This is a genomic window from Paraburkholderia caffeinilytica, from assembly GCF_046030355.1.
In the GTDB taxonomy this organism is placed as follows: Bacteria; Pseudomonadota; Gammaproteobacteria; order Burkholderiales; family Burkholderiaceae; genus Paraburkholderia; species Paraburkholderia caffeinilytica_B.
Window position 1 is genome coordinate 389193 of sequence record NZ_JAQQCQ010000004.1, and the last position, 25288, is coordinate 414480.

Annotated in this window: 23 protein-coding genes; 8 read left to right on the forward strand and 15 right to left on the reverse strand. The window is 61.6% G+C overall.

What is annotated here, in order from left to right:
* Positions 1 to 138: 138 nt before the first annotated feature.
* The 7 genes from hscB to PQQ95_RS08760 form a co-directional block, all read right to left on the reverse strand.
* Positions 139 to 666, reverse strand: coding sequence for a Fe-S protein assembly co-chaperone HscB (gene hscB / locus PQQ95_RS08730; RefSeq protein WP_028199495.1), 528 nt, complete (start codon positions 664 to 666; stop codon positions 139 to 141).
* Between the two features lie 198 nt (positions 667 to 864).
* The gene (gene iscA / locus PQQ95_RS08735) at positions 865 to 1188 is read right to left on the reverse strand and encodes an iron-sulfur cluster assembly protein IscA (protein ID WP_028199494.1); all 324 of its coding nucleotides are present in this window, start codon (positions 1186 to 1188) and stop codon (positions 865 to 867) included.
* A gap of 180 nt (positions 1189 to 1368) precedes the next feature.
* Positions 1369 to 1782, reverse strand: coding sequence for a Fe-S cluster assembly scaffold IscU (gene iscU / locus PQQ95_RS08740; RefSeq protein WP_028199493.1), 414 nt, complete (start codon positions 1780 to 1782; stop codon positions 1369 to 1371).
* A 72-nt stretch (positions 1783 to 1854) separates the two neighbouring features.
* Complete coding sequence (locus tag PQQ95_RS08745; RefSeq protein WP_408436849.1) at positions 1855 to 3078, reverse strand: IscS subfamily cysteine desulfurase; 1224 nt, start codon at positions 3076 to 3078, stop codon at positions 1855 to 1857.
* 74 nt (positions 3079 to 3152) lie between these two features.
* Positions 3153 to 3683 carry a Fe-S cluster assembly transcriptional regulator IscR gene (gene iscR, locus PQQ95_RS08750; protein WP_153135270.1) on the reverse strand — a complete coding sequence of 177 codons (531 nt, stop codon included), beginning with the start codon at positions 3681 to 3683 and terminating at the stop codon, positions 3153 to 3155.
* Positions 3684 to 3825: 142 nt separating this feature from the next.
* Positions 3826 to 4323 (reverse strand): low molecular weight protein-tyrosine-phosphatase, encoded by a 498-nt coding sequence (locus tag PQQ95_RS08755; RefSeq protein ID WP_408436850.1) that lies wholly within the window; start codon positions 4321 to 4323, stop codon positions 3826 to 3828.
* A gap of 262 nt (positions 4324 to 4585) precedes the next feature.
* The gene (locus PQQ95_RS08760) at positions 4586 to 4825 is read right to left on the reverse strand and encodes a hypothetical protein (RefSeq protein ID WP_408436852.1); all 240 of its coding nucleotides are present in this window, start codon (positions 4823 to 4825) and stop codon (positions 4586 to 4588) included.
* 270 nt (positions 4826 to 5095) lie between these two features.
* On the opposite strand from PQQ95_RS08760, the gene PQQ95_RS08765 reads away from it, so the two are divergent.
* Complete coding sequence (locus PQQ95_RS08765; protein ID WP_408436854.1) at positions 5096 to 5668, forward strand: hypothetical protein; 573 nt, start codon at positions 5096 to 5098, stop codon at positions 5666 to 5668.
* 101 nt (positions 5669 to 5769) lie between these two features.
* Here PQQ95_RS08765 and PQQ95_RS08770 read toward each other — a convergent pair whose 3' ends face one another.
* Both PQQ95_RS08770 and PQQ95_RS08775 read right to left on the reverse strand, forming a co-directional pair.
* Positions 5770 to 7185: a lactate utilization protein B gene (locus tag PQQ95_RS08770; protein ID WP_408436855.1), complete on the reverse strand. Its 1416-nt coding sequence runs from the start codon at positions 7183 to 7185 to the stop codon at positions 5770 to 5772.
* A 144-nt stretch (positions 7186 to 7329) separates the two neighbouring features.
* On the reverse strand, positions 7330 to 8052 hold the full coding sequence (locus PQQ95_RS08775; RefSeq protein WP_408436857.1) for a (Fe-S)-binding protein: 723 nt from the start codon (positions 8050 to 8052) through the stop codon (positions 7330 to 7332).
* A 178-nt stretch (positions 8053 to 8230) separates the two neighbouring features.
* On the opposite strand from PQQ95_RS08775, the gene PQQ95_RS08780 reads away from it, so the two are divergent.
* The gene (locus tag PQQ95_RS08780) at positions 8231 to 9037 is read left to right on the forward strand and encodes an IclR family transcriptional regulator (protein ID WP_211610099.1); all 807 of its coding nucleotides are present in this window, start codon (positions 8231 to 8233) and stop codon (positions 9035 to 9037) included.
* 129 nt (positions 9038 to 9166) lie between these two features.
* On the opposite strand, the gene pbpG is transcribed toward PQQ95_RS08780, so the two are convergent.
* Positions 9167 to 10351: a D-alanyl-D-alanine endopeptidase gene (gene pbpG / locus PQQ95_RS08785; protein WP_408436859.1), complete on the reverse strand. Its 1185-nt coding sequence runs from the start codon at positions 10349 to 10351 to the stop codon at positions 9167 to 9169.
* 87 nt (positions 10352 to 10438) lie between these two features.
* Positions 10439 to 10726, reverse strand: coding sequence for a hypothetical protein (locus tag PQQ95_RS08790; RefSeq protein WP_408436861.1), 288 nt, complete (start codon positions 10724 to 10726; stop codon positions 10439 to 10441).
* Between the two features lie 399 nt (positions 10727 to 11125).
* On the opposite strand from PQQ95_RS08790, the gene PQQ95_RS08795 reads away from it, so the two are divergent.
* Complete coding sequence (locus tag PQQ95_RS08795; protein ID WP_054038013.1) at positions 11126 to 11698, forward strand: phasin family protein; 573 nt, start codon at positions 11126 to 11128, stop codon at positions 11696 to 11698.
* Between the two features lie 103 nt (positions 11699 to 11801).
* Here the strand turns inward: PQQ95_RS08795 and PQQ95_RS08800 are convergent, their stop codons facing one another.
* From PQQ95_RS08800 to aceE, 4 genes are all read right to left on the reverse strand, one after another.
* Entirely contained in the window at positions 11802 to 11993 is a 192-nt protein-coding gene (locus tag PQQ95_RS08800) for a hypothetical protein (RefSeq protein ID WP_408436863.1), read from the reverse strand.
* A 43-nt stretch (positions 11994 to 12036) separates the two neighbouring features.
* The gene (gene lpdA, locus PQQ95_RS08805) at positions 12037 to 13812 is read right to left on the reverse strand and encodes a dihydrolipoyl dehydrogenase (protein ID WP_408436864.1); all 1776 of its coding nucleotides are present in this window, start codon (positions 13810 to 13812) and stop codon (positions 12037 to 12039) included.
* A 268-nt stretch (positions 13813 to 14080) separates the two neighbouring features.
* The gene (gene aceF / locus PQQ95_RS08810; protein WP_408436866.1) at positions 14081 to 15742 is read right to left on the reverse strand and encodes a dihydrolipoyllysine-residue acetyltransferase; all 1662 of its coding nucleotides are present in this window, start codon (positions 15740 to 15742) and stop codon (positions 14081 to 14083) included.
* Between the two features lie 86 nt (positions 15743 to 15828).
* On the reverse strand, positions 15829 to 18525 hold the full coding sequence (gene aceE / locus PQQ95_RS08815; protein ID WP_408436868.1) for a pyruvate dehydrogenase (acetyl-transferring), homodimeric type: 2697 nt from the start codon (positions 18523 to 18525) through the stop codon (positions 15829 to 15831).
* A gap of 276 nt (positions 18526 to 18801) precedes the next feature.
* Between aceE and fixL the strand changes: the two genes are divergently transcribed.
* The 5 genes from fixL (at position 18802) to PQQ95_RS08840 (ending at position 24904) form a co-directional block, all read left to right on the forward strand.
* Positions 18802 to 21318, forward strand: coding sequence for an oxygen sensor histidine kinase FixL (fixL, locus tag PQQ95_RS08820; protein WP_408437004.1), 2517 nt, complete (start codon positions 18802 to 18804; stop codon positions 21316 to 21318).
* Entirely contained in the window at positions 21315 to 21959 is a 645-nt protein-coding gene (gene fixJ, locus PQQ95_RS08825; protein WP_011488992.1) for an oxygen response regulator transcription factor FixJ, read from the forward strand. The genes fixL and fixJ overlap by 4 nt, the downstream gene beginning before the upstream one ends.
* Positions 21960 to 22091: 132 nt before the next feature.
* Positions 22092 to 22562: a hypothetical protein gene (locus PQQ95_RS08830; RefSeq protein WP_408436870.1), complete on the forward strand. Its 471-nt coding sequence runs from the start codon at positions 22092 to 22094 to the stop codon at positions 22560 to 22562.
* Between the two features lie 21 nt (positions 22563 to 22583).
* Positions 22584 to 23942 carry a DUF3300 domain-containing protein gene (locus PQQ95_RS08835; protein WP_408436872.1) on the forward strand — a complete coding sequence of 453 codons (1359 nt, stop codon included), beginning with the start codon at positions 22584 to 22586 and terminating at the stop codon, positions 23940 to 23942.
* A gap of 20 nt (positions 23943 to 23962) precedes the next feature.
* Positions 23963 to 24904, forward strand: a complete 942-nt coding sequence (locus PQQ95_RS08840) for a DUF2950 domain-containing protein (RefSeq protein WP_408436874.1) — start codon at positions 23963 to 23965, stop codon at positions 24902 to 24904.
* The last annotated feature ends 384 nt before the right edge of the window (positions 24905 to 25288 follow it).

The window sequence follows — 25288 nt, forward strand, 5'->3', positions numbered from 1 at the left end:
GGATCGTCTCGAGGCCGCTTGGCCCCGTCCTGAATTTTTGCGTTGCTGGATGCGTTGCTGTGTGTATTGCTACGACTGCTATCGCTGCGTCTTCATGCGCGGCGCCGGTATGCACCGGCGCGCCAGACCACCGGGCCGCTAGTTCTCGAGCCGCTCGATCTGTGTGCCGATTTCCGATGCCACCCGCTCGATGAACATCAACTGACGCACCGCCTCGCCCGCCGCCTGATTCGCGCCGCTGTCGAGCAGCGCGCCGAGCTTGTCGAAACGCATGCGCTCTTCGTCGCGCAGTTCGGTCAGCAAGGCGTCGAGGGCATCGACGTTCTTCGCCGCGGCCGCGTCCTCGATCCCTTCACGCCACTCCATCTGCTGCATCAGGAACGCCGGTTCCATCGCCGTATTGTTTTCCGCGCCGACGTCGATGCCGCGCAGATGCAACAGATAGGTCGCACGCTTCAACGGATCGCGCAGCGTCTGATAGGCCTCGTTGGTGCGCGTCGCCCATTGCATCGCAATGCGCTTTTGCGCGTCGCCGGCCGCCGCGAAGCGGTCCGGATGCACTTGCGCCTGCACCGTGCGGTAGGCGTGATCGAGTGCCGCTGCGTCGAGCGCGAATTGCGCCGGCAGATCGAACAGGTCGAAGTGGCTGTCGTTCAGCGAGGCCATCGGATAAAAGGAGTCCGTTCAGGAAAGCGCACCGGAGTGCAGGCTAAAAACGCGGATGACGCAAATCGAAAGCGCCGTGGAGATTCGCCGGCGGATTCAGCGGCAAAATCAGCCGGCAAGCAACAACCCGGATGCGCGGATGAAACTAAAAAGGCGGCACGCGCCGCCTTTGATCCGCTGCACGCGGAATGAGCCGATTTACACGCGGAACGATTCGCCGCAACCGCACTCGTCCTTCACGTTCGGGTTGTTGAACTTGAAGCCTTCGTTCAACCCTTCGCGTGCGAAGTCGAGTTCGGTGCCGTCGATATAGGCGAGGCTCTTCGGGTCGACAATGATCTTCACGCCGTTGCAGTCGAACACTTCGTCTTCGGGCGCGAGTTCATCCACGTACTCGAGCTTGTAGGCCAAACCCGAGCAACCGGTCGTGCGCACGCCCACGCGCAGCCCGACACCTTTGCCGCGACGAGTCAGATACTTCTGGACGTGCTGTGCTGCCTTTTCGGTCAACGTAATTGCCATAGCGTTTCTCATTGCGCCGCGCGTGTTCGTCACTTCTGTGCCTACTGACGCGCTGCTACCCTGCCTGCTTCAAATATCGCTCATGCCGGGCCGTGCTTTTATCTGCACCGCCCGCTTCGGCTCACCCAAACTCACCTAGCCTCGCCCGAACGAGCACTCAACCGCGCGCTCAACGGCCGCTTACGCGTGTTGCTTATCGCCTTCGACGACCGCTTCACCGTGGCGTTGCTTGTAGTCGGCGACCGCTGCCTTGATCGCGTCTTCGGCGAGGATCGAGCAGTGGATTTTCACCGGCGGCAGCGCCAGTTCTTCGGCGATCTGCGTGTTCTTGATCGACATGGCCTGATCGAGCGTCTTGCCCTTCACCCATTCGGTGACGAGCGAGCTCGACGCAATCGCCGAACCGCAGCCGTACGTCTTGAACTTCGCGTCTTCGATAATGCCGTCCGCGCCCACGCGGATCTGCAGCTTCATCACGTCGCCGCATGCCGGCGCGCCGACCATGCCGGTGCCGACTGCATCGTCGTCCTTCGCGAAGGAACCGACGTTGCGCGGGTTTTCGTAGTGGTCCAGAACCTTGTCGCTATAAGCCATGATGACACTCCTTAATTCGTTTCAACCTGCAATTCGATGAACTCGGCGCTGCCTGACTGACGCGCTGGCGCGTCAGTGCGCTGCCCACTGGATGGTCGAAATATCGATCCCGTCCTTATGCATTTCCCACAGCGGCGACAAGTCGCGCAGCTTCGAAATCTTGGTCTTCAGCAGGTTGATCACGTAATCGACATCCTGCTCGGTCGTGAAGCGGCCCACCGTGAAGCGGATCGAGCTGTGCGCCAGTTCGTCGTTACGACCCAGTGCGCGCAACACATACGACGGTTCCAGCGAAGCCGACGTGCACGCCGAACCCGACGACACCGCCACGTCTTTCACCGCCATGATCAGCGACTCGCCTTCGACGAAGTTGAAGCTGATGTTCAGGTTGTGCGGCACACGCTTTTCCATGTCGCCGTTCACATACGTTTCTTCCATTTCCGACAGGCCGGCCAGCAGACGGTCGCGCAGCATGCGGATGCGTTCGTTTTCCGTCGCCATTTCTTCACGCGCGATACGGAACGCCTCGCCCATACCGACGATCTGGTGCGTAGCCAGCGTGCCCGAACGCATACCGCGCTCGTGACCGCCGCCGTGCATCTGCGCTTCGATACGGATACGCGGCTTGCGACGCACGTACAGCGCGCCGATGCCCTTCGGACCATACGTCTTGTGCGCCGAGAACGACATCAGGTCGACCTTCAGCTTTTGCAGGTCGATGGCGATCTTGCCGGTGGCCTGCGCCGCGTCGACGTGGAAAATGATGCCCTTTTCACGGGTGATCTCGCCGATCGCCTCGATATCCTGGATCACGCCGATCTCGTTGTTCACCGACATGACCGAGACCAGAATCGTATCCGGGCGCAGCGCGGCCTTGAACTTCTCGAGGTCGATCAGACCGTCGTCCTTCACATCCAGATACGTGACTTCGAAGCCTTCGCGCTCGAGTTCGCGGCAGGTGTCGAGCACAGCCTTGTGCTCGGTCTTCACCGTGACGATGTGCTTGCCCTTGCTCTTGTAGAAGTGCGCCGCACCCTTGAGCGCGAGGTTATCCGATTCCGTTGCGCCCGAGGTCCAGATGATCTCGCGCGGATCGGCATTCACCAGCGCGGCGACGTTCTCGCGCGCTTCTTCGACCGCACGTTCCGCGGCCCAGCCATACGAGTGGCTGCGCGACGCGGGGTTGCCGAACTGCTCGCGCAGGTACGGAATCATCTTGTCCACCACACGCGGATCGATCGGCGTCGTCGCGCTGTAGTCCATGTAAATGGGCAGGTGGAGAGTGTCGTTATTCATCAATTGCTCCGGGGACGTCATTGCTCTGGCTTCTGGGTTCCTGATCAGGCTGCGGTGCGTTCAGATTGCCGCGCCTAGGAACTGGCCATGTTGAAAACTGAATTAGGCCCTTTCGGCACGACGCGGGCGGGCTCGACCGCCGGCGCTTCATTGCGCCGGTCGCGCAGCACCGCCGGCGCACCTTCGCGCGAACGCTGCTGATCGACCAGATCTTTCAGGGAGACCGAATCCAGGTACTCGACCATTTTCTGGTTCAGCGTGGACCACAATTCGTGCGTCATGCAGTGGCCGTCGTGCTGTTTGGTGCCCTCGCACGAGCCCTTGCCGCCGCATTGGGTGGCGTCGAGCGGCTCGTCGACCGCGATGATGATGTCGGCGACGGTCACGTCTTCAGCGCGGCGGGCCAGATTGTAGCCGCCGCCCGGTCCGCGCACGGACTCGACGATTTCGTGACGACGCAGCTTGCCAAACAGCTGCTCGAGATAAGACAGGGAGATATGTTGGCGCTGGCTGATACCCGCAAGCGTCACCGGGCCCTGCTCCTGGCGCAGTGCCAGGTCAATCATCGCCGTGACGGCGAAACGGCCTTTCGTGGTGAGTCTCATATGGTGTGGGAACCGCAATTCTCGACAAGTTTGGTCAAGTATAAATACATGACTGAATTAGTCAAGTATCCCTACCGTGATTTGGGTCATTTGCTTAATTGCTGGATAGCGCAGCCAGACATCCGCCGACGACAGCCCGGTCTTATGTGATCAATTGAGGACGCAACGCTGCGATCAGTCCGCGGCAAGCTGCTTCGCATTGATCCAGCACCTGTTCAAAGCCTTCGGCGCCGCCGAAATACGGATCGGCGACTTCGCGGGCGCCGCCCCACCGGCTGTCAAACTCAGGCACAAATTCCATCAGCAGGCGGATTTTGTCGCGCTGTTCCGCCGGACAAACCTGGCGCAGCGCGGCGACGTTTTTGTCGTCCATCGCGATCAGCAGGTCGAAGCGCTCGAAGTCGGCTGCTGCGATCTGGCGTCCGCGCAAGGCGGCCAGCTCATACCCTCGCCGGCCGGCCGCATGTTGCGCGCGGTCGTCAGGCGGTTGGCCGATGTGCCAGTCGCCTGTGCCAGCGGAATCGATCAGAATCCGCTCCGCCAGTTTCGCCTCCCCGACCAGGCGCCGCATCACGCCTTCCGCAGTCGGCGAACGGCAGATGTTCCCCAGGCAGACAAAGCAGATGGACACGGTTTTCATCAGAGGCTTCCGGACGTTAAACGCCCGCGGATCGGCAGTTAGGAAACGATGCCGCGATTATACAAAGGTCGATCAAATCGCGCCGGAGGCCGTTCGCTCCAGCCAGCGTCCGGATTTCACTGCTGCCGCCGCGCCGGCAAGCGTCAGATTCGGTCACGGATGTCACCGTGCGCCAGCAGCGCACCCCGGATTCCGCCACGGCCCGTGTTGCGTAACGCGCGGGAGACGACGGATCAAGGCGCACTATCTTGCTCCGCTGCGCTTAAGACGCTTCGGCCAGCGGCATTGCCGGGGCTGCGTGCAGGGGTTTGGCGGGCAACGTCGTCGCGTTGTCGATCATGCCGTACGAGACGGCGCGCGCCAGTTCCGCGGTCAATTGATCAGCAGCGAGCGGGGCTTGCGAGAGACGCGACGCGGCATCGCCGCAAATGTGCAGATAGGCTGCCGCAGCAAGCGGCACAACAATGGCGAGGGGCCAGTACACCGATATTGTCTTTTTCATGATGTCGTTTCTTCCGATTAAGGGCTCGTGCGCTCGTGACACACTATGCCCATTCGAAATGCTATAGAAATTTACAATCGGGAAAAATCCCCTGGCGCGAGATACAGCGTTGCGCTGGGTGGAACAGTGCATTGACTGGTTTGCCGCGCACGACGTTGGCCCCGCGTCGTGGCATGAAAAAGAAATCCTTACAAACATATACAAAGCTGCTGCGACGGTTCGCGATAATAGCTGTCTTACAGACATGAAATCTTCGCACTGGTCCTTCCAATGAAACGTATTGCTCCACTCGCCGCCCTCACGGTCGCGGCTGCATTGCTAGGCGGCTGCGCCGTCTATCCGGACGGCACGCCAATGGTCGGCAACGGCTATGGCGGCGGCTACAGCGGATATGACGGTTACGACGGCTATGCCACCGGCGTGCCTGTGGTGCCGCAAACCAACGTCTACATGGGCTACAGCAATTACGGGGGGCCGGGTTACTACGACGGACCAGGCCGCTATTACGGGCCGGGACCCGGCTATCGGGGCTACCCAGGCTATCCGGATCGCGGGCGGCCGAACAACGGCAACAATGGAAACAACGGTAACCGGGGAGATAACGGCGGCTGGCATGGTCAGCCGAACGGGGGCGGATCCCACGGAGGACCGCCGCCTCAAGGCGCGGTTGGCGGGCCGAGAGGACCGAGTGGATCCAACGCGCCACGGCCGGGCGCCGGCAGCCCACCTCCCGCTCCGCCGCAGCAGGCGGGCAACGGTGGTGGGCGCGGCAATGGGGGCAATGGCGGCAATACGCAGGCCCGAGGCAATGGCAGCCGCCAGCCAGGGATGACGGACCATTGATCCGGCTGGGGAATGCGCAGGCGTAGGTGCGGCTGCGCGTCACACGTCCTTGCGCGTCATACTCCCTTTGCCCTGCAAACTACAACGGCTGGGCCACGCACTCAGCCAATATGGCTGCGCTGCGCGGCGTACAACTCCCTGAACGTACGGCCGACCGGCGCAGGCATATCGCGCGTATTGGTCCAGCCCGCGCCGCCCAGCGGCAGTCTGACAATCGAACGATTTCGCCCGCCCATTCTTTCCAGCACGCGAACCGCCAGCTTGGTAAAGAGCGCATAAGCGTCCGGATGCAATGCGAGAAAGCCCCACGCCGCGAGCCCTATCCGCTCGCGCCATGGCCGCAAACGTCGTTCGACCTGCTTCTCGCGCAGCTTGCGCAGCAGATCGGACAACGGAATTCCCACCGGACACACGCTGTTGCATTCGCCGCACAACGTCGCCGCCTGAGGCAGGTCCAGCGCTTTGTCGATCCCGACATAACTCGGTGTCAGGACGGACCCCATCGGTCCCGGATAAACCCAGCCGTAAGCATGACCGCCCACCTTCTGATACACCGGGCAGTGATTCATGCAAGCACCGCAACGAATGCAGCGCAGCATGTCCTGGAAGTCACCACCGATCAGCCCCGTACGTCCGCCGTCGACCAGCACCACGTACATATGCTCGGGGCCATCCTGATCGCCCGCGCCGCGCGGCCCGGTCAGCACGGAAAAATAGTTCGACGTTGCCTGCCCGGTGGCCGAGCGCGGCAGCAGACGCATGGCCGTCGCAAGATCTTCCAGCGTGGGCAACACTTTCTCGATGCCGGTCACGGCCACATGCACGCGCGGCATCACGGTGCACATGCCCTCGTTACCCTCGTTCGTGACCAGCACGACCGACCCCGTCTCCGCCACCACGAAGTTGCCGCCGGTCACGCCCATGTCAGCGGTCATGAAGTGCGGCCGCAGCACCTCGCGCGCTTCGCGAGTCATGTCGGTGATCTCGGTCAGACGCGGCCGCTGGTGTGTCTTTGCGAAAAGATCGGCGATCTCGTCCTTATCTTTATGGACGACCGGCGCGATGATGTGGCTCGGCGGCTCGTTGTCATTGATCTGGAGAATGTATTCGCCCAGATCGGTTTCGATCGATTGCACGCCCATCTGCCCCAACACCTCGTTCAGACGCATTTCCTCGGTGACCATCGACTTGGTCTTGATCACCTTCTTCACCTCGTGCCGGCGCGCAATATCGCCGACGAGGCGCGCAGCCTCCTGCGTCGTCTCGGCGAACAGGACCGTGACGCCGCGCCGGCTCGCTTCACGTTCGAAGGTCTCGAGCCAGACATCGAGATTGTCCAACGCACGATTGCGGCGCTCCTTGAGCGCGGCGCGGGTGGCGGGAAAGTCGAGTGCGGTCATGGCCGCCGCGCGGGCCGACACGAACTTGGTCGACAGCTTGGTGAGGTTCTGCTGCAGACGCTGGTCGGCGAGCTTCTGGCCCGCGCGGGCCTTGAAATGCATCGATTGGATTTGCATGGCGGCCTTGAGCATGCTCGGATGAAGAACGCGAACGAAAAGCGCGAGTGAAATGCGCGAACGAAGTGCGATTGAAATGCAACTGAAGTGCGCGAATTGGAGCGCGCTGAATCAACGGCGCCGGTTTGGGCGCTGCGACGACCTTTAAACGTCGCCGGCCAGCACCTGGGCAACGTGCAGCACACGCGTGGCGGTATCGCCGGTGCGCCGCAAGCGGCCTTCGATATTGAGCATGCAGCCGAGGTCGCCGAGCACCACCGTACCGGCGCCACTCGCACTGATATTCGCGCATTTCTCGTCGACGATCGCTGTCGAGATGTCGCCGTACTTGATCGCGAAAGTGCCACCGAAGCCGCAGCAATGCTCGCAATCTTTCATTTCGGTCACCGCCACGCCGACCTGCGCCAGCAACGCGCGCGGCTGCGTTTTGACGCCAAGTTCGCGCAGCCCCGAACAGGAATCGTGGTAGGTCACCTGGCCCGCGAACTCCCCCGGCTGCAATTGCACCTTGGCCACATTGACGAGGAAATCGGTCAATTCGAACACTTTGGGCCGCAGCCGGCCAAAGCGGGTCATCAGTTCCGGATCGTCGGCAAACAAATCGCCGTAATGCGCGCGAATCATGCCGCCACACGAACCGGACGGCACCACGACATAGTCGAATTGTTCGAACTCGCGCAAGGCTTTCTCGGCCAGATCGCGTGCGATGCGCCGCTCGCCCGAGTTGTACGCGGGCTGCCCGCAGCAGGTTTGCGCGGGTGGCACCATCACCTCGAAACCGGCGCCTTCGAGCAGCTTGATGACCGAAAAACCGATCTCCGGACGCATCAGGTCGATCAGGCACGTAACGAACAATCCGACTCGCATGAGCCCTCCTTCGGGAAAACGCCCCTGATTATCCGCTGTTTGGCGAACAATACCAACGGCCGGAAGGCATAGGACGAATGCACGTTAAATTGGAATGAGGCCTCCAGGCGCTTCCCTTCTTTTCACAATACGGGATACAATCAATTTCCGCTGTTTGACGCGTCAACCGATTCCTCCCATGAGCGATACGAACCCGGATCCCAAAACGTCGATCCAGGTGATCGAACGCATGATGCGCCTGCTCGATGCACTCGCGGCGCATAGCGACCCGGTCAGCCTGAAAGAACTTGCCATCCGCACGGAGCTGCATCCGTCCACCGCGCACCGCATCCTGAACGATATGGTGATGTGCCGGCTGGTCGACCGGTCGGATCCCGGCACTTACCGCCTCGGTATGCGCCTGCTCGAACTCGGCAATCTGGTGAAGGCCAGGTTGTCGGTACGCGACGCAGCGCTCACGCCGATGCGCGAACTGCACCGTCAAACCGGGCAGACAGTCAATCTGTCGGTGCGCCAAGGCGACGAAATCGTCTATATAGAACGCGCCTACTCCGAGCGCTCCGGCATGCAGGTCGTGCGGGCAATCGGCGGACGGGCGCCGCTGCATCTGACCTCGGTGGGCAAGCTCTTCCTCGCCGCGGACGAATCGACCCGCGTGCGGGCCTACGCCACGCGCACGGGCCTGTCCGGCCACACGCAGAACAGCATCACCGATCTGACCAAACTCGAGCGCGAACTGTCGCACGTGCGCCAGCAGGCCTGTGCACGCGATAACGAGGAACTGGAACTGGGCGTGCGCTGCATCGCCGCGGGGATTTACGACGACACCGGCAAACTGGTTGCGGGCCTGTCGCTGTCGGCCCCGGCGGATCGCTTGCAGGACTCGTGGTTGGGGCAACTCAGCCAGACGGCGCTGCTGATTTCCGAGTCGCTCGGTTATCGCCCGCAGACCCCGCAGGAGCATTCGCATCCCCAGCACGCGTGAATTCGCGGTGGTTCTCGTAGTGGTCCTTTTCCGGTCCCTACACGGATATGGATCAATAAAAAAGCCTCGCAACTGCGAGGCTTTTTTCCGGCCGGTTCGAAACCGGCCGCCAGAACACGCTAACGCGCTTCAGGTACCCGCGCCGCCGGCATCCGCGCTGGTGATGCGCGCCTGATCGCCACCGTTGTCGAGCCACGTGCGCAAGCGCGTCGCGTCCGCGAAGCGCGAATACTTACCCGACGAGTCGAGCAGCACCATGATCATCGGACGACCGTGAATGGTCGCCTGCATCACGAGACACTCACCCGCTTCGTTGATAAAACCGGTCTTTTGCAGACCGATGTCCCATGTCGGGTTACGCACCAGCGCATTCGTGCTGTTGTATGCCAGCGAACGCTTGCCGGTGTACACCTCGTAGCTGTGATCGGTCGAGAACTTGCGGATCAGCGGATACTGATACGCCGCATTGACCATCTTCACGAGGTCACGCGCGCTCGACACGTTCTGGCTCGTCAAACCCGTGGGGTTTTCAAAGTGCGTGTCGGTCATGCCGAGTTGCTTGGCCTTCGCATTCATTGCCGCGAGGAACGCCGGACGGCCGCCCGGGAAATAACGCGACAGCGCCGCGGCCGCGCGGTTTTCCGAGGCCATCAAGGCGATGTGCAGCATGTCTTCACGCGAGAGCACCGAGCCCACTGACAGACGCGAACCCGTGTTCTTCTCGTAGTCGCGGTCTTCGTCGGTGACTTCGATCTGGTCGGTCATCGGCTCTTTCGAGTCGAGCACCACCATCGAGGTCATCAGCTTGGTGATCGACGCGATGGGCACCACCGCGCGCGAATTCTTGTCGAACAGCGATTCGCCGGTGTTCTGATCGATCACGTAGGCAACGCTTGAACGCAGCATCAGCGCGTCTGGCGTGTCGTGCAAACCGAAAGCCTGGCCGACGGTAGGCGGACGCGGTTCGTACGCGATGCGGCGCACCACCGAGCGGTGACGGCCGTTCGACGAATACGTCACGCGCTTGCGCTTGACACTCGCGCGCGGCGCGTCGTCATCCGCGGCGGCCACGGTCTTCGCGGCGGCGCCTTTGGCGGCCTTCTTGCTCGACACTTTGTCGGCAGGGGCCGCGGCGGGCTTTTTGGCCGCTTTCGCGTGTTTGGAGGTTTTTGCCGGAGTGGCGGACGTGGCGGCAAAAGTGCTGACAGGCGTGGCGAACGCCGCTGCGATGACCATGGAGGCGGCCACCGACAGAGCGGTGCTGCGGGCCGCGCCGTGGATCACTTTTAGCGACGAAAACATGTCGGTTTTCATGGGTGTTCGGTAAGGAGCGGCAAGAGGTTTCCGCAAGTGTAGTAAAACAACGAAAAATTAGCAATTTGAAGCACTTATACGCGCTCCTTAAACCGGCTTGTAAGCTCCGATCGCCAAAACGCAAATAAGTGCCGCGTTTCGATCGAAAAAAACGATCGCCAACGCGCTTCGCCTCGCCTTTGCCGCCAGATGCCGGAATCGAGCCGATTCTTTCAGCATAACGGCAATTTCGAGACAACCTTGATCAGGGGAAATACGGTCAGCACGCAGGCGTGTAAAGCCTTGCCAGCGCACCGGAACGTCGAAGGAACCTCGCCGCAGCGTGTTAAACGCCTGCTGGAGATCGCCAACGCGCATTCGACCGGCATAGAGCATTAACGTTCCGTGACACTTTCCGGTTTACATCGAGATGGCCGACTGACGGGTTTTTTGTTAACTGTCGAGGTCCCGCCCCCGCTCCGCCCCATCGAGTAGTCAAAACATCTCCTGAAATCGGTAACAAATGCAGATTTAACCTGCACCAGCGCGGTGCGCCGGACAAATCAACCTGCGTCAAACGAATGTCATGCCCACCGCATAACGTATTGTTTTGTCAGCAGTTTCTTAATATTGTGCGACGCACAAAAAACACTTGACATTCGTTAACACCATCCTAAAATGGGAACCATTGCTGCGATGCACAAAACGTCGCGGTCCGGGGAGACGATCTGAGAGCGTCTCGCCACCAACCCAATGCGGTCCGCATAGACAGACCGCGATCCAGGAGCGTAAACCATGACTCTGCTGACCCCTGAGCAATTCGCTGCAGCCCAGAAAGCCAACTTTGAAACGTTGTTCGGCCTGACGACCAAAGCATTTGAAGGCGTCGAAAAGCTGGTTGAGCTGAACCTGCAAGTCGTTAAATCGACGCTCGCGGAAAGCCAGGAAAATGCCCAGCGCGCACTGTCGGTGAAGGACGCGCAGGAACTGCTCGCACTGCAAGCCAGCCTCGCACAGCCGGTGGCTGAAAAGGCGCTGTCGTACGGCCGCCACGTCTATGAGATCGTTTCGGCAACGCAAGGTGAATTCACCCGCGTAGCAGAAGCGCAATTCGAAGAGCAAAACCGCAAGGTCCAGTCGCTCGTCGAAAACGTTGCGAAGAATGCCCCGGCCGGTTCGGAAACCGCTGTCGCCGTGCTGAAGTCGGCCATCACCGCCGCCAACACCACGTACGAAACGGTCCACAAGGCGACCAAGCAAGCTGTCGAAATCGCCGAAAGCAACTTCAATGCAGCCGCAACGGCCGCATCGAAGGCAGCATCGCAAGCCGCTGCACAAGCATCGCGCTCGGCCAAGAAGGCAGTCTAAGTTTCAGGCAGCCGAAGTTTCAAGCTGCACGCCGGCCCCGCCTCACTGGCAGGGCCGGCGTTATCGCAAGCAACAGCGTCGTGCCGTTGCCGCTCACACGGTTTTATCTGGCCGAACGCTCCGATACGTTGAATAACGTATCGTTTGCCCGGCGAAAGGCCGGGATTTTTTTTCCCGCTGCCTGGTAGATGCGCGGCGCATGTTGCACGCTTTGCTTCACGACAAACGTTTTACGCTGCTTGCTTGCTGTACAAAAAAACGGCGCGCCCTTTGCGGGGCGCGCCGTTTTTTGCATCTGCTTCTTCGAGCCCGCCTGCGTGCAGGCGGGCTCAGCAGCATTACTTCTTTTTCTGCGGCGGCAAGTCGGTGCAGACGCCTTCGTACAACTCGGCGGCCATCCCGATCGATTCACCGAGCGTCGGATGCGGGTGAATCGTCTTACCGATATCCGTTGCATCCGCGCCCATTTCGACTGCGAGACACACTTCGCTGATGAGGTCGCCGGCATTCAAGCCGACAATTCCGCCACCGATCACGCGATGCGTTTCCTCGTCGAACAACAGCTTGGTGAAGCCTTCGTCACGGCCGTTGGCAATAGCACGTCCCGAGGCTGCCCACGGGAACACTGCCTTGCCGTACTTGATACCCGCGGCCTTCAACTGGTCTTCCGTCTTGCCGGCCCACGCCACTTCCGGATCGGTGTAGGCCACCGACGGAATCTGCAGCGCGTCGAAGTACGCCTTCTCGCCATGCGCCACTTCGGCGGCGACGTGGCCTTCGTGCACGGCCTTGTGTGCGAGCATCGGCTGACCGACGATATCGCCGATTGCGAAAATATGCGGCACGTTGGTGCGCATCTGCTTGTCGACGTCGATAAAGCCGCGATCCGTTACCGCGACGCCAGCCTTGTCCGCGCCGATCTTCTTGCCATTCGGCGTACGGCCGACGGCGACCAGCACGAGGTCATAGCGTTGCGCCTCGGCCGGGGCCTTTTCGCCTTCGAACGACACATAGATACCGTCGTCTTTCGCTTCCGCCGCGGTGGTTTTGGTCTTCAGCATGACGTTGGCAAAACGCTTGCTGTTGTACTTCTCCCAGACCTTGACCAGATCGCGATCCGCGCCAGCCATCAGGCCGTCGAGCATTTCGACCACATCGATCTTGGCGCCGAGCGTGGCGTAGACCGTCGCCATTTCCAGACCGATGATGCCGCCGCCGATCACCAGCATGCGTTGCGGAATCTGGCGCAGTTCGAGCGCGCCGGTCGAATCGACCACCCGCGGATCTTCCGGAATGAACGGCAGCTTCACCGCTTCCGAGCCTGCGGCGATGATGGCCTGCTTGAACTTGACGACCTTCTTACCGCCTTCGGTCTGCACTTCCATGTGATGCGGATCGACGAACGAACCGTTACCCGTCACCACTTCGACCTTGCGCATCTTGGCCATACCGGCGAGACCGCCGGTGAGCTTCTTGACGACGCCCGACTTGAAGTCGCGCAGTTTATCCAGATCGATTTGCGGCTTGCCGAACGTGATGCCATGCGAGCCGAGCGCTTCCGCTTCGTCGATAACGAGCGCCGTGTGCAGCAGCGCCTTCGACGGAATGCAACCGACATTCAGACAAACGCCGCCGAGCGTGGAATAGCGTTCGACGAGCACCGTCTTCATCCCGAGGTCAGCCGAGCGGAATGCCGCCGAGTAACCGCCGGGGCCCGAACCGAGCACGAGCATGTCGCACTCGATATCCGCGTTGCCGGAGAAGCTACCGGCTTGCGGAGCAGGCGCGGCAGCTTTGGACGCCGGTGCGGGCGCAGGCGCCGGTGCCGCCGCCGGAGCGGGCGCTTTCTCAGGCGCCTTAGCCGGCGCTGCGTCTGCGGACGTTTCGACTAGCGCGATGACGGTACCTTGCGAGACTTTGTCGCCGGCTTTGACGCGTACTTCCTTGACGGTGCCGGCGGTATCGCTCGGCACTTCGATGGAGGCCTTATCGGACTCGAGCGTCATCAGCGCCTGTTCGTTCTCGATGACATCGCCCGGTTTGATATTGACTTCGATGACATCGACGTCCTTGAAGTCACCGATATCCGGCACTTTTACTTCGACGAGACTCATAGTGTCCCCTTCTCTTATTGATCGTGATGAGGGAAGAACCCGCCCCAAAGCAGCCTAAAAAAACAGCGCAAAAGCTGGCAGCGCGCCGGACAGAAACATCCTTTGCCGTCCGCCCAAGGACGCGCCTTTCTTTTGCCTACTTTTCTTTGGAAGACAAAGAAAAGTAGGTGCCGCCCCGCACAGGGGCGACACTAATAGACCGATAAGAAAGCAAGTTCAACGAGAGACGCGGATAACTGATAAACACAGCGCCCCGCGCAACATCAGATCAAAGAATCACACGCCGAAAATCGGCAAGAATCGCACCCAGATACGCATTGAACCGCGCCGCCGCAGCCCCATCAATCACCCGATGGTCATACGACAACGACAGCGGCAGAATCAGACGCGGCACAAACTGCTTGCCATCCCAAACCGGCTTCGTCGCACCACGCGACAGCCCGAGAATGGCGACTTCCGGCGCATTGATAATCGGCGTGAAGTTCGTCCCGCCAATCCCACCCAGCGAAGAAATCGAGAAGCAGCCGCCCTGCATCTGATCCGGCTTCAGCTTGCCGTCACGCGCGAGCTTCGAAAGCTCGGTCATTTCCTTCGCGATATCGATCAACCCCTTCTTGTCCGCATCGCGAATCACCGGAACGACCAGACCATTCGGCGTATCGGCAGCAAATCCGATATGGAAATACTGCTTGAACACCAGGTTGTCGCCGTCGAGGCTCGCATTGAACGTCGGGAACTGCTTCAAGGCAGCAACCACCGCCTTGATCACGAACGCCAGCATCGTGACCTTCACGCCGGACTTTTCGTTTTCCTTGTTCAACTGCACGCGCAGCGCTTCGAGATCGGTGATGTCCGCTTCGTCGTTGTTCGTGACGTGCGGAATCATGACCCAGTTGCGATGCAGGTTCGCGCCCGAGATTTTCTTGATACGCGACAACGGCTTCGCATCGACCGGACCGAACTTGGTGAAATCCACCTTCGGCCAAGGCAGCAGGTTCAACTCGCCACCACCCGCGGCCGGCGCAGCAGCGCCTGCCGGTGCAGCACGCTGCCCCGTCATCACGCCCTTGATGAAGCCAGTCACGTCCGCTTGCGTAATACGGCCCTTCGGACCGGTGCCCTGCACCTGCGTCACGTCGACACCGAGTTCGCGCGCGAACTTGCGCACGGACGGCGAAGCGTGGCTCGCACGGCGCGCGCCACCCTCGCCCGCCTGAATCAGCGGCGCCTGGGCAAGCGCCGACGGCGAAGCCGGAGCGGGCGACGGAGCAGCCGGTGCATCCGACGGCTTCTCGAGCACTTCCTGCTTCGCAGCAGGTGCGGCAGCCGGCGCAGCAGCGCCATCCGCTTCCAGCACGACGATGACCGAGCCTTCCGACACGTTGTCGCCGACCTTGACCTTCACTTCCTTGACGACGCCAGCGGCCGAGCTCGGCACGTCCATGGTCGCCTTGTCCGATTCGAGCGTCACCAGCGACTGCTCTTTCTCGACGCGATCGCCGACCTTCACCGCGACTTCGATCACGGGAATGTCTTTGTAGTCGCCGATATCCGGCACTTTGACTTCTTGCAGACCACCGCCGCTTGCGGCCGGCGCGGGCGCGGGCGCCGGTGCAGGCGCTGCAGCCGGGGCCGCTGCGGGAACCGGTGCAGCGGCAGGCGCCGGAGCCGGAGCGGCAGCCGCCGCGCCCGCGCTTTCCAGCACGACGATCAGCGAGCCTTCCGACACGTTGTCGCCCACCTTGACCTTCACTTCCTTGACGACGCCGGCAGCCGAACTCGGCACGTCCATCGTCGCCTTGTCGGATTCCAGCGTAACGAGCGATTGCTCTTTCTCGACGGTGTCACCCGCCTTCACCAGCACCTCGATCACAGGAATGTCCTTGTAATCGCCGATGTCCGGCACCTTGACTTCGATCGCTTGACTCATTGTTAGTGTCTCCTGGGCCGCGCACGCCGCCCGCTCCTGTCGATCAGGAGCAGGCGCGCACGCCGTGGCACACGGGGAATGATGCCTTAGACGGTCATCGGGTTGGGTTTGGCGGGATCAAGGTTGTACTTCTTGAGCGCCTCGGCGACGACCTTGCGTTCGATCGTGCCTTCATCTGCCAGTGCATTCAACGCGGCAACCGTGACCCAGTAGCGGTCGACTTCGAAGAAGTGGCGCAGCTTTTCGCGCGTGTCCGAACGGCCGTAGCCATCCGTGCCCAGCACGACGAACTTCTGCGGCACGAACGCGCGGATCTGTTCGGTTAGCGCGCGCACGTAGTCGGTCGAAGCGATGACCGGACCTTGTGCGTCCTTCAGCAGCTTCTCGACGTGCGAGACCTTCTTCTCTTCCGTCGGATGCAGCAGGTTCCAGCGCTGCACTTCGTGACCTTCGCGCGCCAGTTCGGTAAAGCTCGGCACGCTCCACAGGTCGGCAGCGACGCCCCAGTCGTTCTTCAGCAGATCGGCCGCGGCGATCACTTCGTTGAAGATCGTGCCTGCGCCCATCAGCTGAACGCGCGGCGCCTTGGCGTCGGCTTCGGCCTTCTTGAAGGAATACATACCCTTGATGATATCGGCCGCTACAGCATCGCCCTGCGGAATCGCCGGGTGCTCGTAGTTCTCGTTCATCACCGTGATGTAGTAATACACGTCTTCCTGGTCGGCAACCATGCGGCGCAGACCGTCTTGCATGATGACCGCGAGTTCGTAACCGAAGGTCGGGTCGTAGCTGATGCAGTTCGGCACCGATGCTGCCCACAGCAGCGAATGACCGTCTTCGTGTTGCAGACCTTCGCCGTTCAGCGTGGTGCGGCCCGCCGTGCCGCCCAGCAGGAAGCCGCGCGAACGCATGTCGCCCGCCGCCCATGCCAGGTCGCCGATACGCTGGAAGCCGAACATCGAATAGAAGATGTAGAACGGGATCATGATCTCGCCGTGCGTCGAGTACGACGTCGCGGCTGCGATCCAGTCACACATACCACCGGCTTCGTTGATCCCTTCCTGCAGGATCTGGCCGGATTCCGATTCGCGGTAGAACATCAGCTGGTCGGAATCTTCCGGCACGTACTTCTGGCCTTCCTGATTCCAGATACCGATCTGACGGAACAGGCCTTCCATACCGAAGGTACGCGACTCGTCCGGCACGATCGGCACGATGCGCTTACCGAGCGCCTTGTCTTTCAGCAGGATGTTCAGGATCCGCACGAACGCCATCGTCGTGGAGATCTCACGGCCTTCGCCCGTACCCTTCAGAAGCGGCTCGAACGCGTCGAGCGCCGGCACCGGCAGCGACTCGGCCTTCTGGCGGCGCGCCGGCAGATAGCCGCCGAGCTCCTGACGGCGAGCGCGCATGTACTCGAGTTCCTTCGAACCTTCTTCGAACTTGAGGTACGGCACGTTGACGAGGTCTTCGTCGGCGATCGGCAGACGGAACTGGTCGCGGAACTTCTTCAGTTGATCGACGTGCAGTTTCTTCTGCTGGTGGGTGATGTTCATCGCCTGGCCGGCTTCGCCCATGCCGTAGCCCTTGATCGTCTTCGCGAGGATGACGGTCGGCTGGCCCTGCGAGTTCGATGCTTCCGAGAACGCGGCGTAGATCTTGTGCGGATCGTGGCCGCCGCGGTTCAGGTTCCAGATGTCTTCATCGGACCACTCGGCAACCAGCGCCTTCAGTTCAGGCGTATTGAAGAAGTGTTCGCGCACATACGCGCCCGACTCCGACTTGTACGTCTGATATTCGCCGTCGACGACTTCCATCATCCGGCGCATCAGCGCGCCCGACTTGTCGCGTTGGAACAGCGCATCCCAGCGGCTGCCCCAGACGACCTTGATGACGTTCCAGCCGGCGCCGCGGAATTCGCTTTCGAGTTCCTGAATGATCTTGCCGTTACCGCGCACCGGACCATCGAGGCGCTGCAGGTTGCAGTTGATCACGAACACGAGGTTGTCGAGACGTTCGCGACCGGCCATGCCGATTGCGCCGAGCGATTCCGGTTCGTCCGTTTCGCCGTCGCCGAGGAAGGCCCAGACCTTGCGGCCTTCGGTCTTCGCAATGCCGCGCGCCTGCAGGTACTTCATGAAGCGCGCCTGATAGATCGCCATGATCGGGCCGAGGCCCATCGAGACGGTCGGGAATTGCCAGAAATCCGGCATCAGCCACGGGTGCGGGTACGACGAGATGCCCTCGCCGCCCACTTCCTGACGGAAGTTGTCGAGCTGGTTCTCGGTCAGACGGCCGAGCAGGAACGCGCGCGAGTACACACCCGGCGACGAATGACCCTGCACGAACACGAGGTCGCCGCCATGTTCAGCCGACGGTGCGTGCCAGAAATGGTTGTAGCCGACGTCATACAGCGTAGCGGCCGACGCGAACGAGGCGATGTGGCCGCCGACGTTGGTGTCCTTGCCCGCGCGCAGCACCATCGCGATGGCGTTCCAGCGCGTGTACGAGCGGATGCGGTGTTCGAGGTCTTGGTCGCCGGGAATCGGCGCCTGACGCGACACAGGAATCGTATTGATGTAGGGGGTGTTTGCAGAGAACGGCAGATGCTCGCCGTGTACACGGGCGAATTCGATCTGTTTCTCGATCAGGTAGTGAGCGCGATCAGGGCCCACAGCAGAAATCACGCCATCCAGCGCTTCCAGCCATTCGCCGGTTTCCTGGGGATCGTCGTCTTTTTCGGCAGCGACATATTTCATGACTTCGTCGGGTACAGCGGACATGCTCGTCTCCTGGATATAGAGGAACGCTCTTTTGAACAGACGACGCGGACGAAGCACGACCGCGGCAGCTTCGGCCGATTGTAAAAGGGGTCCCGACGTCTGTGCAACAAAAATTTCGAATCACGAGATAGGTTCTCATAATGCGGAAAATTGTTGCGGCGCAACCTGATTTGACTGCCGATCGACGGATACGTCGGCTAGTTTGCGCCGATTAACGTTACTTTCAGCGCTTTTTTGCGCCATTTGCTAGCGACTCGCTGCGCTACAATGCCACGCATGTTGACCGAACGGCTTTTCGCTCGCTCGGCGCGCACCGCCGGTTCGCCGGCGGATTCGACGCCGTCCTCCCGCTGGCACCACGGACCGTGGTGGTCGAACTCCTATTTGCTCACGCCGCTGCTGTCGATCCTGGTTTTCCTGGTCGTCATGAGCCTGATTCTGTGGAGTCTGAACCGGCGCGAACAGCAGCAGCAGGAAGACACGCTCTACCGCAATGTCGCGTGGGCGCAGCAGCAGATCCGCCTGTCCATGACCGGCGCGCAGGAACAGATTCAGGCCCTCTCCCGCGATCTCGTCGCCGGCCACGCCGATCCGCATTCATTCCAGGTGTCCACCACGGACATCATGCAGGGGCATCCCGAGATCCTCTACATGAACTGGTACACGAGCCTGCAGCAGCCGCGCTGGCCCAATACCGCCCTCCCCGTGTTCGGCCAGCGTCTCGCCAAGCCGAACGACGCGCAGATGGACGAGGCCGTCAAGGCCGCCTTCAACGAGGCGCGCAATACGCGCCGCCAGGTGTACTCGCCGCTGATCTACGACGACCTCGGCAACGGCTACATCACGCTGCAGACGCCGGTTTACCGCGACCGTGACTTCCTCGGCACGATTGCCGCCGTGTTCTCGGTAGAAGGGATCCTGAAGCACGACATTCCGCCCGAGTTGTCGGCGAAATACAAAATCTCGATCATCGACGTAAACAACCGCGAGTTGACCACCACGTCGACCCGTCCGCGCCTGCCGCGCGACATGTTCTACGACTTGCCGCTCGACCCGCCGGGCCAGGGCGTCTCGGTACGCGTCTACGCGTTCCCGCAGATGACCAACTTCACCAACAACACGCTGGTCTGGCTGGTGGCCGGCCTGTCGTGCTTCGTGTTGTGGAGCCTGTGGAGCTTGTGGAAACACACGCGGCAACGCTTCGAGGCGCAGCAGGCGCTCTACGCCGAAGCCTTCTTCCGCCGTGCGATGGAAAACTCGGTGCTGATCGGTATGCGCGTGCTCGACATGCACGGGCGCATCACCCACGTCAATCCGGCGTTTTGCCGCATGACCGGCTGGGACGAAAGCGATCTGGTCGGCAAGAATGCGCCGTTCGCCTACTGGCCGCGCGACGCCTACCCTGAAATGCAACGCCAGCTCGACATGACGCTGCGCGGCAAGGCGCCCTCTTCGGGTTTCGAATTGCGGGTGCGCCGCAAGGATGGCTCGCTGTTCCATGCGCGCCTCTATGTGTCGCCGCTGATCGACAGCTCGGGCCGCCAGACCGGCTGGATGTCGTCGATGACCGACATCACCGAACCGAAACGCGCGCGCGAAGAACTCGCCGCCGCGCACGAGCGCTTCACCACCGTGCTCGAAAGTCTCGACGCCGCCGTCTCCGTGCTGGCCGCCGACGAAGCCGAACTGCTGTTCGCCAACCGCTACTACCGTCACCTGTTCGGCATTCGCCCGGACGGCCATCTGGAATTGGCGGGCGGCGGATTCGATAGCGCCCAGGCGTCGTCCGATTCGATCGATATGGTGGACACCTACGCCGGTCTGCCCGCTGCCGCGTTGACCGAGAGCACGGCCGACGCGCAGGAAATCTACGTGCAAAGCATCCAGAAATGGTTCGAAGTGCGCCGTCAGTACATTCAGTGGGTGGACGGCCACCTTGCGCAGATGCAGATCGCGACCGACATCACCACCCGCAAGCAAGCGCAGGAACTCTCGCGCCAGCAGGACGAGAAGCTGCAGTTCACCAGCCGCCTGATGACCATGGGCGAAATGGCCTCTTCGCTCGCGCACGAACTGAACCAGCCGCTCGCCGCGATCAATAACTATTGCTCGGGAACCGTGGCGCTGGTTAAATCCGGTCGGACGACGCCTGACAATCTCCTGCCGGTGCTCGAGAAAACCGCCCAGCAGGCGGTACGGGCCGGCATGATCATCAAGCGGATTCGCGAGTTCGTGAAGCGCAGCGAGCCGAAACGCCAGGCGACGCGCGTGGCCGATATCGTCGCCGACGCCGTGGGTCTCGCCGAACTCGAAGCGCGCAAGCGCAAGATTCGCATCGTGACCGATCTGCGCTCGCGCCTGCCGGTGATTTACGTCGACCCCGTGCTGATCGAGCAGGTGCTGGTGAACCTGCTGAAGAACGGCGTCGAGGCCATGCACGACGCGCGCCCGAATGCGGTCGACCCCGTGATTCGCGTGGTCGTGCGACTGGAGAGCGGGTTTGTCTGCATCAGCGTCGTCGACCAGGGGCCGGGCGTCGACGAAGCGACAGCCGAGCGTCTCTTTGAACCGTTTTACAGCACCAAGTCCGATGGTATGGGCATGGGGCTGAACATTTGCCGTTCGATTATCGAATCGCACCGCGGCCGTCTGTGGGTGGTGAACAACGTCGAGTCTGACGGCCACATCACAGGCGCCACGTTCCATTGCAGTCTGCCTATTGGAGAGCCTGACGGCCCGAGCAACGGCGGGTCAGAGGCGCCGACACCACAAACCGTTACGGGAGAGCTATGAACAGCCCAGTCACCACACAGGAAACTGTCTTTGTCGTCGACGACGACGAGGCCGTGCGAGATTCGCTGCGCTGGCTGCTGGAGGCAAACGGCTATCGCGTGCAATGCTTCTCCAGCGCCGAGCAGTTCATCGACGCATGGCAGCCGCATACGCATCCGGGCCAGATCGCGTGTCTGATTCTCGATGTGCGGATGTCCGGCATGAGCGGGCTCGAGTTGCAGGAACGCCTGATCGCCGACAACGCGTCGCTGCCGATCATCTTCGTAACGGGCCACGGCGACGTGCCGATGGCCGTGTCGACGATGAAAAAAGGCGCGATGGACTTCATCGAAAAACCGTTCGACGAAGCCGAACTGCGCAAGCTGGTCGAGCGCATGCTCGACAAGGCGCGCAGCGAAAGCACCAGCGTGCAGCAGCAACGCGCCGCCGCCGAGCGTCTGGGCAAGCTGACCGCGCGTGAGCACCAGGTACTCGAACGCATCATCGCCGGCCGTCTGAACAAGCAGATCGCCGACGACCTGGGCATCAGCATCAAGACGGTCGAAGCGCACCGCGCGAACATCATGGAAAAGCTCAACGTCAACACGGTCGCCGATCTGCTGCGACTGGCGCTGTCGAACAAGCCGCAACCGGCGCAATGACATTCAACATAGCGACCATGGCCCGCGCCATAGGTCGCTATTGAGTTTCAACGGCCGGACTGTCGAAAAGTCCGGCCCGCTGCATCCTCCCCGCCCCCACTTCGCGTCAAGCGATGCGCTGCGTGACTCGACGTGCGCACATCCGCCGCACGCACGCACGCATCCCGCATCCCGCATCCCGCATCTGGCATCTGGCATCTGGCATCTGGCATCTGGCATCTGGCATCTGGCATCTGGCATCTGGCATCTGGCATTCGCCAATCATTACGCATTACTCAGCACCTGCTTACGCTGCACAGCAACAACTTCTTTCCTCCGACAAGATTGACAAGCTTCGCTGCGCCCCTTAATTTACAAAGAACTCCTCAGCAGGAATCTTTGATGCCCGATGAACGCAGGACAAATGTGCTGTCGTTGTCGTATGTGGCGTCGCCATGCGGTGCAAATCAGCTAAAGCGGTTCGGCCGCATGACTGAGGCATCTGCCATATCGAGCGGTTCAAGCCAAGCTGAGCCGACCTTTATTCGCTTTATTCGCTGCCTTCTCCATTCCATCGCGCCGAAGCAACGCAGCGTGCGCTGCTCATCGGCTTCGCGCGTCTAACGCAGCCGGGAGGATTTCATCGTGAAACGATCCGGAACACACCGTTCGCGTGTGTTGCTTGTTTGCGCCGCACTTGCGGGCGCACCGCTCTTCGCCGGTCTGGTCATGCCAGGCGCGGTCTATGCGCAAAGCGCCGCGAAGATGTCGAACCAGCAACTCGATTCGCTCACCGCGCCCATCGCGCTCTATCCCGACGCACTCCTCGCGCAGGTGCTGATGGCCGCCACCTTCCCGCAAGACGTGCAGGCCGCGGCCGCATGGTCGAAAGCGAACTCGAAGCTGCAAGGCGACGACGCCGTCAAGGCGGTCGCCTCCGAGCCCTGGGACCCGAGCGTGCAATCACTCGTCGCTTTCCCGCAGGTTCTCGCAACAATGGCGTCGAAACCCGACTGGGTCTCGCAGCTCGGCACCGCCTTTCTCGGCCAGTCGAATGACGTGATGGACTCCGTGCAACGCCTGCGCAAACAGGCGCAGGCGGCCGGCAATCTGAAGACGAGTTCGCAGCAGACGGTCGTGGTCGAGCAAAGCACGATTCAGATCGTGCCGGCCAATCCTCAAGTGGTCTACGTGCCGACGTATAACCCGACTGTCGTCTACGGTACGTGGCCCTATCCCGCCTACCCGCCCGTGTATGTGCCGCCGCCCCCCGGTTATGCAATCGCAAGCGGTCTGGCTGCCGGCCTTGCGTTCGGCGCCGGTGTCGCGGTTGCCAATTCGCTGTGGGGCGGCTTCAACTGGAACACGCACGACGTCAACATCAACGTGAACCGGTACAACAACATCAATGTGAACAACCGGCTCAACGTGAACAGCAACACGACGAACTGGAACCGCAACGCCAACGTCAATCGCAACGTCAACAACGCGAATCTCAACCGTAACGTCAACAACAACCTCGGCGGGGCGCAGCGCGACGCCTATCGCGGCCGTGACGACGCCGCCCGTGCCCAGGCGCAGCAGACCTTGCAGAACCGTACCGGCCAGAACCTGAGCGGCAATGCGAGCCAGCGCGTGCAAGGGATCCACCAGGGCGGCACGCAGAACGCCGATTTGCAAAACCGCGCACAGAATGCCAACCGCGATAACGCGTTACGCGGCGCCGGCGACGGCAACGCCGCGCGCCAGGAAACGCAACGCGGCGAAGCGAGCCGCAACGCAGCCGCAAACCGTTCCGGCGGCGGTCTTGGCGCCAATGGCGGCGGTCAGCAACGCGCAGGCGGCGGTCTTGGTGCAAACGGCGGGGGCGTCCAGCGCGGCGGGGGTCTCGGTGCAAACGGCGGAGGCGTCCAGCGCGGCGGCGGTGGTGGTGGCAACTTCGGCGGTGGCGGCAGACTGGGCGGTGGCGGCGGCGGTGAGCGCCACCTTGGCCGCAACCGTTGAACGATCAGGAGGAGTCTCTGATGATTCGCTTATTTCCACGCGGCGCCTTGCGCGCCCACGTTGTGACACTCGCCGTCGCCCTCGGCACGACCGGCACGCTGCTGGTGGCGCCGGTCCTGCTGCTCGGCACGACCGCCGCCCACGCGCAGACGGTCTATCCCAGTGCCGACGACGCCGCCAATGCATTCGTCGACGCCCTGGCCCGCAACGACGAAGGCGCGCTCAAACACGTACTCGGCAACGATTATCACCGCTTCATTCCTACCGAAGGAATCGGTCAGGACGACATCTACACGTTCCTCGGCGCATGGTCGAAAGGGCATCAGATTGTCGAGGATCCCGTGAAGAGCAAGGGCCACGCAACCGCGCATCTGGCGGTGGGCGAAAGTGGCTGGACCTTGCCGATTCCGCTCGTGCAGATGGGCAAGGGTTGGCGATTCGATCCACCCGCCGCGCAGGATGAAATGTTGACGCGCCGCATCGGCCGCAACGAACACGCGGCGATCCTGACGTCGCTCGCCTACCTCGACGCGCAAAACGATTATCACAATCTGACCCAGCACTATGCACAGCGCTTCGTCAGCACGCAGGGCCAGCATGACGGCCTGTATTGGGCAACAGCACCCGGTGAAACGGAAAGTCCGCTCGGACCGCTCGCCGCCACCATGCCCAACGGCACCCTGCCGAAAGAGGCCTATCACGGCTACCACTACCGTATCCTGACGGCGCAAGGTGCGCACGCGAAGGGTGGCGCGCAGAACTACGTCGAGAACGGTGTGCTGACCAAAGGGTTCGGTTTGATTGCCTCGCCGGCCGAGTATGCCAAGACCGGCGTGATGAGCTTTATCGTCAATCAGGACGGTCAGGTCTATCAGAAAAACCTCGGGCCGCAAACCGCGCGTGCGGCGGCCGCGATCAAATCGTTCGACCCGGACGATAGCTGGCAGCCAGTACAGGAGTAGCGGGAGAAGCCGGTCGACGGCCGCAGCGGCGCACAAGCCGTCTGCGGCCGATCTGCTTCCGGTTCTACGTATGGGCACAGCGCCGGTGTCCACGCTGGTATTCGCGCTGGCACTCACATACGCCGGCCGCACCATGCGTGTGCCGACCCGCGCAGGCACTAACGACCGAACGCATCGCGGATTCCGGCACGTCCCAGTCCCCCAGAATCCTTCCATGGCACGCCATGCCGGGCCGGTATAATGTCGGACTTTGCAGCGCTGCTTATCCCCGATTCGCGCCGCGCGCTTTTCATGTGCCGACCCGTTTCCGACGAAAAGCGCCATCGCAGGCGCCACGCATGCGCACCTGCCCCTGCTCCGCTTTCCAAACTGCCCATCTCGACC

Excerpts from the sequence above, each read along its gene's own strand:
- hscB (WP_028199495.1), bottom strand. The coding sequence starts at position 666 with ATGGCCTCGCTGAACGACAGCCACTTCGACCTGTTCGATCTGCCGGCG.
- iscA (WP_028199494.1), bottom strand. The coding sequence starts at position 1,188 with ATGGCAATTACGTTGACCGAAAAGGCAGCACAGCACGTCCAGAAGTAT.
- iscU (WP_028199493.1), bottom strand. The coding sequence starts at position 1,782 with ATGGCTTATAGCGACAAGGTTCTGGACCACTACGAAAACCCGCGCAAC.
- PQQ95_RS08745 (WP_408436849.1), bottom strand. The coding sequence starts at position 3,078 with ATGAATAACGACACTCTCCACCTGCCCATTTACATGGACTACAGCGCG.
- iscR (WP_153135270.1), bottom strand. The coding sequence starts at position 3,683 with ATGAGACTCACCACGAAAGGCCGTTTCGCCGTCACGGCGATGATTGAC.
- PQQ95_RS08755 (WP_408436850.1), bottom strand. The coding sequence starts at position 4,323 with ATGAAAACCGTGTCCATCTGCTTTGTCTGCCTGGGGAACATCTGCCGT.
- PQQ95_RS08760 (WP_408436852.1), bottom strand. The coding sequence starts at position 4,825 with ATGAAAAAGACAATATCGGTGTACTGGCCCCTCGCCATTGTTGTGCCG.
- PQQ95_RS08765 (WP_408436854.1), top strand. The coding sequence starts at position 5,096 with ATGAAACGTATTGCTCCACTCGCCGCCCTCACGGTCGCGGCTGCATTG.
- PQQ95_RS08770 (WP_408436855.1), bottom strand. The coding sequence starts at position 7,185 with ATGCAAATCCAATCGATGCATTTCAAGGCCCGCGCGGGCCAGAAGCTC.
- PQQ95_RS08775 (WP_408436857.1), bottom strand. The coding sequence starts at position 8,052 with ATGCGAGTCGGATTGTTCGTTACGTGCCTGATCGACCTGATGCGTCCG.
- PQQ95_RS08780 (WP_211610099.1), top strand. The coding sequence starts at position 8,231 with ATGAGCGATACGAACCCGGATCCCAAAACGTCGATCCAGGTGATCGAA.
- pbpG (WP_408436859.1), bottom strand. The coding sequence starts at position 10,351 with ATGAAAACCGACATGTTTTCGTCGCTAAAAGTGATCCACGGCGCGGCC.
- PQQ95_RS08790 (WP_408436861.1), bottom strand. The coding sequence starts at position 10,726 with ATGCTCTATGCCGGTCGAATGCGCGTTGGCGATCTCCAGCAGGCGTTT.
- PQQ95_RS08795 (WP_054038013.1), top strand. The coding sequence starts at position 11,126 with ATGACTCTGCTGACCCCTGAGCAATTCGCTGCAGCCCAGAAAGCCAAC.
- PQQ95_RS08800 (WP_408436863.1), bottom strand. The coding sequence starts at position 11,993 with ATGCAAAAAACGGCGCGCCCCGCAAAGGGCGCGCCGTTTTTTTGTACA.
- lpdA (WP_408436864.1), bottom strand. The coding sequence starts at position 13,812 with ATGAGTCTCGTCGAAGTAAAAGTGCCGGATATCGGTGACTTCAAGGAC.
- aceF (WP_408436866.1), bottom strand. The coding sequence starts at position 15,742 with ATGAGTCAAGCGATCGAAGTCAAGGTGCCGGACATCGGCGATTACAAG.
- aceE (WP_408436868.1), bottom strand. The coding sequence starts at position 18,525 with ATGTCCGCTGTACCCGACGAAGTCATGAAATATGTCGCTGCCGAAAAA.
- fixL (WP_408437004.1), top strand. The coding sequence starts at position 18,802 with ATGTTGACCGAACGGCTTTTCGCTCGCTCGGCGCGCACCGCCGGTTCG.
- fixJ (WP_011488992.1), top strand. The coding sequence starts at position 21,315 with ATGAACAGCCCAGTCACCACACAGGAAACTGTCTTTGTCGTCGACGAC.
- PQQ95_RS08840 (WP_408436874.1), top strand. The coding sequence starts at position 23,963 with ATGATTCGCTTATTTCCACGCGGCGCCTTGCGCGCCCACGTTGTGACA.